We start from the raw sequence: 6,861 nt of genomic DNA, 5'->3' as shown, positions 1-6,861 counted from the left end.
CCGGGAACTTCGGATAGAACGCCATATGACTCAAGAACAGGTAGCAACAAAACTACAACTTCTGAATTTAGATATCACTCGCAGCGTATATTCACAAATAGAGAACGGTACATATAATATTCGAATTTCTATCTTAGCAGGCTTGGCACAAATCTTTCAAGTGGACTACAATTGCTTTTTTCGTGATGTTCACCTCTCCATTTCTTAGGTTTTTTAGAATTGAAAATATCTATTGCATTACTAATAGTGTAAATTACAAAAAAAGTACTGGACATCTCCAAGCCCAGTACTCTTTTGCATCATGCTCTTAATTCTCTTCTTTCTCTTCTTTCAACATTGCTATAACTTCTTCCAAACTCTTACCTGAGTTCTGAACTAATCTATAAAGTTCATCCTTTTGCTGTTCTTCAATCTTTATTTTCAAATCTTTTCTCTTCAGACGTAAATTTTTTAATGAACTCTCTGTAGCCTCAATCTCCTTGTCAACCAAAGCTAACTGTTCTTCCAAAGTAATTTTTTCCATTTTCTTTCTTCCTCTTGGCATAATTATATCCTCCTATATGATTATATTTTTTATTCTATCACTTTTCTTCTAATAATACCACAACTTCTTCATTACACTCTTTATCCCTCTAGCCCTTACTAGATTCATATAATTATGCTTCCTTAAAAACACTTTACAGCCTAAGTCGTTTTCGCCTCCCTTTTAATAATTTCAGAAAAATAAATTCTTTGCATTTCTAATGAACCATATTCCTCCCAATCAAAGTACTCTGCATCTTGATCTGTCAACCTCTCTCCGCTTGCAACAATCTTCAATCTGCGTATTATTTCTTTGACGGAAGGAAATAATACCTTGCTGTCATTTGTGTAAAACAAATACATATATCCTCTTGATGTAGTAAGATTTTGCGTACTGCCAATGATAATGACTTTAAATTCTGCATCATTTACTACGGAAATCTCTGCTGTTTTTAACTTTTGATTCCAGATAATATCTAAACATTTAAATACTGGCTCTCTTTTTAAACTGCTATATCCATTCTTTATCTTTACTGCAAGCTCTCTATACCCCATACTATTCTCCTTAAAAAGGCATTGACTATTCCATAAAATAATCAATGCCTTTCTGATCTTTACCTATTGTCCCTTTCTTTACCTATGCAATCATATCCAAAAATTCTACTTCTGAAAGAATTTTTATTCCCAATGACTGTGCCTTTGCTAGTTTACTTCCAGCCTTTTCACCGCAAATTAGATAATCTGTATTCTTACTGACTGAACTCCCCGGTTTTCCACCAAGTTCCCATATCTTTGTATTGATTCCATCACGAGTAAAGGTCATAAGTTTACCTGTAACAACAATCGTACAGCCTTGAAACGGATTATCAACCGTTACTAACTTGTTTTCTTCTGTTTCACTCTCCATAGGTCTAAAGCTCATTTCCATTTGCAAATCCCTCCACAAGCTCAAATTCTCTTCATTTGCAAACCACGTATGAATATTTCGGTTTAAAACATCTCCGAAATCTTCTATCTTTGAAAAATCAAAGTTTCCTGTAGCCGCTTTCTCAAAGCTGTCCAAATTTCCTTCAAAAATTTCACACAACACCCTGCTCTTTGTCGTACCTACCATTGGAATGTCCATTGCAGTCAAATAATGGATAAAATCTGTGTTTCTGCTCTCATTGATTGCTGTCCAAAGCCTCTCATAAGACTTTTCCCCATATCCATCCAAAGCAACAATTTCTTTTCGATACCTGTCTAAATGGTAAATGTCCTGGAATGAAGTAAGCCATCCACATTCCAAAAAACGCCGCAAATTTGATTCGGAAATCCCAGATATATCCATTGCCTTTTTCGCTACAAAGTGAACATACTTCTTTAATATCTGGCTATCGCATTCCGGATTGTCACAGTATATAGTCTCCAAAGTATTTCCTTTATTCGTTTTCCCTTTCCGTATTCTTGTATTACGGCCACAACAAGGGCATTGAAGCGGATAAGTGTCATAATAAAAACCCCTATCAAGGTTATCCTCTATATGTGGAATAATCATATTCCGCTTTGAAACCAGAATACGGCATCCAGGAACCAATTCCAAATTCTTAATGAAAGACAAGTTATGGAGTGATGCTCTTGAAACATCCGCACCGTCAATCTCTACAGAATCAAATACAGCAACCGGTGCTAAATCACCAGATCGTGAAGGTGTCCATTCTATTTCTTGTAGTGTTGTTTCATAAGTTTCATCCTCAAACTTGTAGGCAAGTCCATCCTTATAATGGTGTCCAGTTTTACCACATTTAAAAGAATAGCTAAGATTGTCATAAATAAGAACCAAACCATCTATGGGAATTCCCTTTTCACTTGCAACAGTTTTCAACTTCTCAATCTGCTCTTTAAGTTCTTTCTCACTGTGTTTTCCTGCTTCCATATATACATAAGGACAAGTATCAAATCCCAAGACTCCAAGTTGCATTAGCTTAAACTCCCTACTATCAACACCAGTTCCTTCATCCATCCCCTCTAACACATTAAAGGGAATAAAATGAACATGTCGTCCTTTACACACTTCTGGATTCAGATTACGGACAGAACCGGAAGCCAAATTGCGGGCATTTTTATAAGGTTCTCCATTTCCATCTCGGATTGTATCTTTTAACTGGCGAAAATCGTCCTTATAGATAAATGCCTCGCCAGTCGTAACAAGCCTTTCCCTATAACTGATAGAAAGCGGAACATTTTCAAATGCAGGGATATTGTGGGTAATATCCTCTCCAACATTTCCATCACCACGAGTAGATGCCTGTACCAGCCTACCCTCTTCATAGACAAGCTTAACAGTCAGTCCATCCAGTTTCAACATCAGTAAGGTATCCTGATTTTCCATAAAATCAGCCAACTCCCTAATCTGTTTTGTTTTTTCAAGCGAAAGCAACGCTCTTGTATGCCTTACTTTCGCTAATTCACTGACTGGATAATAACCGACACTCTGCGTTGGCGAATTAGAGAAGATAATTCCTGATTTTTTCTCCAGTTCTTCCAAACGGTCAAATAGACGGTCATATTCCTTATCAGTCATCTTTGGGGAATCCTTATTATAATATGCATCCCGCTGTTCATTCAATGTCTGAACTAATGTTTTAATTTCCTGCAACATGTTACCCACAGCTCCTTTCTACTACTTTGATTGTTTAAGCGAAACTATGTCCTACTTTCTGACACAACTTTTGTTAAAACAAAAAAAGACACTGATTATTCCATAAAAATAATCAATGCCTTTCTGTACTCAAAACACGATAGCAGACTTCATCTGCAAAAATCATGGTTCTAATCACTCTGCTTAGAACAAAAGTTTTATAATTCCTTCTGTATCTCGGAATTACAAATGTGTGTCATACTTATTTTATATGTAGAACCTATAACTGTCAATAGAATACTTTGATCATTAAATTTGCCCAATACTATCAAAATATTTTCTAACTATACTCATGTTTTAATCTTTTATATTCGCTTTTCGCACGTAAATAACTATAATAATTCCAAATATTTGCTGTAATTGGTATATCTTTCAAATATACAAATTTACTCATTATATGTATCTTATGAACAACACACCAACGATAAATATCTCTCATATATAATTTCTCACCTGCTTCTATCCGATTGCTTAAATACCAAAATTTAGAAATATCTTCATCTCTTTTAAATATGATGTAAAACTTTACATTATAATACTCCACAACTGCATACTGCATACACATCTCTCCTCTTCCTGTGTTTCCTGTATCAAATAATATCTTTTTTCACGCACAATCAACATTATACACATATATATCCACTAGTACATTTTTCCGACAGAATATGAGAACACCCCATAAGCTGAAATAAAAACTGCTGTTCTGTATCTATCTGCGCCTTCTCTCCTAAAAGCATGGCCTCCATAATACCCGCCTGTTCTTTTGTCATTACATGGTAAATTCCATTCTGCAGTTTCTGTTTGATTTTCTCCTGCAAACATAAAAACCTGTTTTTCTCCGGCTGTATCACCTGTATATAAGAAACTTTCTGATACCATTTTATCTTTCTGGGATAATAATAGGCCCGCTCATGAAACTGCCCTGGATTTGAAGGCAGGGGAATTTCCTGTAGTTCTCCCTGCAGCAAAACTTCACTTCCCGGTTTCGCTGTTTCTTTCATATGTTCCGTTGTAACGGTTGCTTTAATTCCATCTATGGGATATTTTTTAGAATTTAAAATCAGATTTGCTTTTCTCAAATATAGACTTGTACTGCGGGTATGGACATCCGCTCTGTATACCTCTCCTGTAACGGCTGCCTTCCCGGCAAAAGCCCCGGAAGGCAGCTCAGGCGGGGCATAGGTAAAATATTTTATCCCTGCCCCTCCCAAAAGGTACAACAGAACTGCCCAGAAAACCGCAGCCGCACATAAAGGTCGTTTACTCATGATTTTCTTCTGCCTCTTCACTGTCTATCAGGCTGTAATCCGCATGATATATCTCATCCAGCTTCATACTTTCCCGGAAAGTCACCTTCGTTTCTCCTTCCACAGATATCTGCACGCCCCGCAGGTTACATGCATCTGTAAGGGAATTGACAATAGAATATATAGGCAGCTTTTCCTGTACATTCATAGTATCACTGAGAAAACTCTTATCCAGATTTACATAACAGATTCCCTCTGCAATGGATACACCCAGAATCTTCGTATTCGGTGACAGTGTAGGCTGCAGTTCAGAACTGTTCGGTCCCTTCAAAAGCCTCTCCACCACTTCCCTTTCAATGGGAACATTGCTGCTATAATACACAGAAACTCTTTCCTTTACCAGATTTTCTCCGTCTTTGCTGGCAAAATAAAGATTTAAATCATTTTGTACATAAGAATTGATATTTTCCCCTTCATTTTCCACAAAAGTGGAGGCGTCCATTTTGCCGATATTCTGTCCATCTGCGTCTGTCATAGCCTCTTGCCCCTGATAAAATTCCACATAACTGACTCCGGGAATCTGGGTCAGCGCCTTGACAGTTCCTGCTCTCGCCAGAATTTCTCTGGTGTTTTTCATCTTTTTATACTCTTCATTAAAGGTCAGCGTTACGGTCTGTCCCTCATAAGTACAGGTTTCTATCGTTACTCCTTTGGGCAGCAGAGAAAGATATTCTTCATTCTCTGGCTCTTTTCCCAGCATCCCTACAATTTCATTTACCATAGCCTCCGAAGTCCGCTGGGAAGGCACATAGTCCGTTTCTTCCAAAGCAGTTTCCGTAAGGGAAAGATAATACATATGGTATTCTGTCTTACTTTCCTGCTTTTCCTCTTCTTTGCATCCGGACAAATTCAGCAAAATTCCTGCTGTCAGAAGAAGCAAAACAGTCTTCATCATTTTTTTCACTTCATGCCCTCCTTATGCAATATAGTTCAGAGGAATCCTTACAGAAAAAGTAGTCCCCTTATGTTCTTCACTCTTGACCTTAATGGCGCCCCGGTGCATGACAATGGCATTTCTTGTAATGGCCAGACCCAGTCCCGTTCCCCCTATTTCTCTGGAATGAGACTTATCCACCCGGTAGAAACGCTCAAAAATACGGTCAAGGGATTCCTGGGGAATTCCGATTCCCGAATCTGCTACAGATACATAAAAGTATTTGTGATCTGCATTCAAAGTCACATGTACCCAGCCGTCCTGTATGTTGTATTTAATTCCGTTTTCCACCAGATTAGTAAGTGCCAGGCTCATCTTCACCTCGTCGATTTCTGCCACAATAGGACGATAGCTTTCCAGCACCAGTTCCACATTTTTCTTGTCTGCAATGGGCTTCAGCCTCTTGAGAATGTTTTCCATCATTTCATTGATATTCACCTTCTCAACATTCAGCTCTGAAGCCTTTTTATCCATTTTCACCAGAGACAGCAGGTCTGTAATAATCTGATTTTCTCTGTCAATTTCCACAGCAATATCCTGCATAAATTCCTGATACAGTTCCACTGGCACATTTTCCTGCCCTGCAAGCGAATCAGCCAGCACCTTAATGGACGTCATAGGTGTTTTCAGTTCATGGGATACGTTGGCTACAAACTCCTGCCTGGAATCATCCAATACCTTCATGCGCTTCAGCATTTTATTAAACACACTGCTTATCATCTGTGTTTCCGTGTAATCCGGCACAGAAATCTCTTCATCCAGATAACCGTCTGTCAGTTCTTCAATAGCCTTTCCCACTCTGGCAAAGGGCTTCACCAGAACCTTTGACAACACAAAGCCCAGTACCACCACAAGCAGACAAATAGCCAGCATCAGCAGACTTCCCCTGTGCTCCAAAAACGCAATACTGTCCACAATCTCTCCGGTAGAGGTGCTTACCAGCATTACACCTTCAATGTGCTTGCTCTTTGGGTCCGTCAATGGAATGGTCTGTTCAATATACGAATTTTTCTTATCATAGCTGCTGGTGTCTTCTCCTTCAAAGCACTTAATAACTTCTTCGGACAGCACATATTTTCCTTCATCAATACCGTAGGTATCCTTCACAATCCTTCCGCTCTCATTGATAATCAGAATCCTGCCGTTATAGATAGTAGAAACCAGGGACAGCTCCTTATTGATTGTTTCTGACTGCTGATGTTCCAGATATCCTTCCTCCATCAACTGATTTCCCAGAATATCGCACTGGTTCTTTACATTGATTTTCCGCAGTTCCACAGCCCGGCTTTCATAACTGCGTACAATCACCCTCTCCGTGAGCAGGCAGGGCACAATACCAATAATCACCAACAAAACCATAATGCGGAATCTGAGACTTTTAAAAAATGTCAGTTTCACCTTTACTTTCATCTGTTTTC

General features: G+C 38.6%; 8 protein-coding genes. 1 reads left to right on the top strand and 7 read right to left on the bottom strand.

Features of this window, described 5'->3' with window-relative positions; genetic code table 11:
• The coding region (locus WKT17_RS14855) for a helix-turn-helix domain-containing protein (RefSeq protein WP_340273417.1) at positions 1 to 208 on the top strand (208 nt) is incomplete at its 5' end.
• Positions 209 to 307: 99 nt separating this feature from the next.
• On the opposite strand, the gene WKT17_RS14850 is transcribed toward WKT17_RS14855, so the two are convergent.
• The 7 genes from WKT17_RS14850 to WKT17_RS14820 form a co-directional block, all read right to left on the bottom strand.
• Positions 308 to 544, bottom strand: a complete 237-nt coding sequence (locus WKT17_RS14850; protein ID WP_118621659.1) for a hypothetical protein — start codon at positions 542 to 544, stop codon at positions 308 to 310.
• Between the two features lie 140 nt (positions 545 to 684).
• Positions 685 to 1,077: a hypothetical protein gene (locus tag WKT17_RS14845; RefSeq protein WP_118621660.1), complete on the bottom strand. Its 393-nt coding sequence runs from the start codon at positions 1,075 to 1,077 to the stop codon at positions 685 to 687.
• 82 nt (positions 1,078 to 1,159) lie between these two features.
• Entirely contained in the window at positions 1,160 to 3,163 is a 2,004-nt protein-coding gene (ligA, locus tag WKT17_RS14840; RefSeq protein ID WP_118621661.1) for an NAD-dependent DNA ligase LigA, read from the bottom strand.
• A gap of 319 nt (positions 3,164 to 3,482) precedes the next feature.
• Positions 3,483 to 3,761, bottom strand: coding sequence for a hypothetical protein (locus WKT17_RS14835; RefSeq protein WP_243099417.1), 279 nt, complete (start codon positions 3,759 to 3,761; stop codon positions 3,483 to 3,485).
• Positions 3,762 to 3,825: 64 nt separating this feature from the next.
• Entirely contained in the window at positions 3,826 to 4,470 is a 645-nt protein-coding gene (locus WKT17_RS14830) for a DUF4131 domain-containing protein (protein ID WP_302229301.1), read from the bottom strand.
• Entirely contained in the window at positions 4,463 to 5,404 is a 942-nt protein-coding gene (locus WKT17_RS14825; protein ID WP_291681630.1) for a GerMN domain-containing protein, read from the bottom strand. Before WKT17_RS14825 ends, WKT17_RS14830 begins: the two co-directional genes overlap by 8 nt.
• Positions 5,405 to 5,425: 21 nt before the next feature.
• Positions 5,426 to 6,853: a sensor histidine kinase gene (locus WKT17_RS14820; RefSeq protein ID WP_173747955.1), complete on the bottom strand. Its 1,428-nt coding sequence runs from the start codon at positions 6,851 to 6,853 to the stop codon at positions 5,426 to 5,428.
• Positions 6,854 to 6,861 lie beyond the last annotated feature (8 nt).

The organism is Blautia sp. HCN-20427, from assembly GCF_037890365.1.
Classification (GTDB): domain Bacteria; phylum Bacillota; class Clostridia; order Lachnospirales; family Lachnospiraceae; genus Blautia.
The sequence above is the reverse complement of the archived record's forward strand: the minus strand, read 5'-3'. Positions and strand labels throughout refer to the sequence as shown.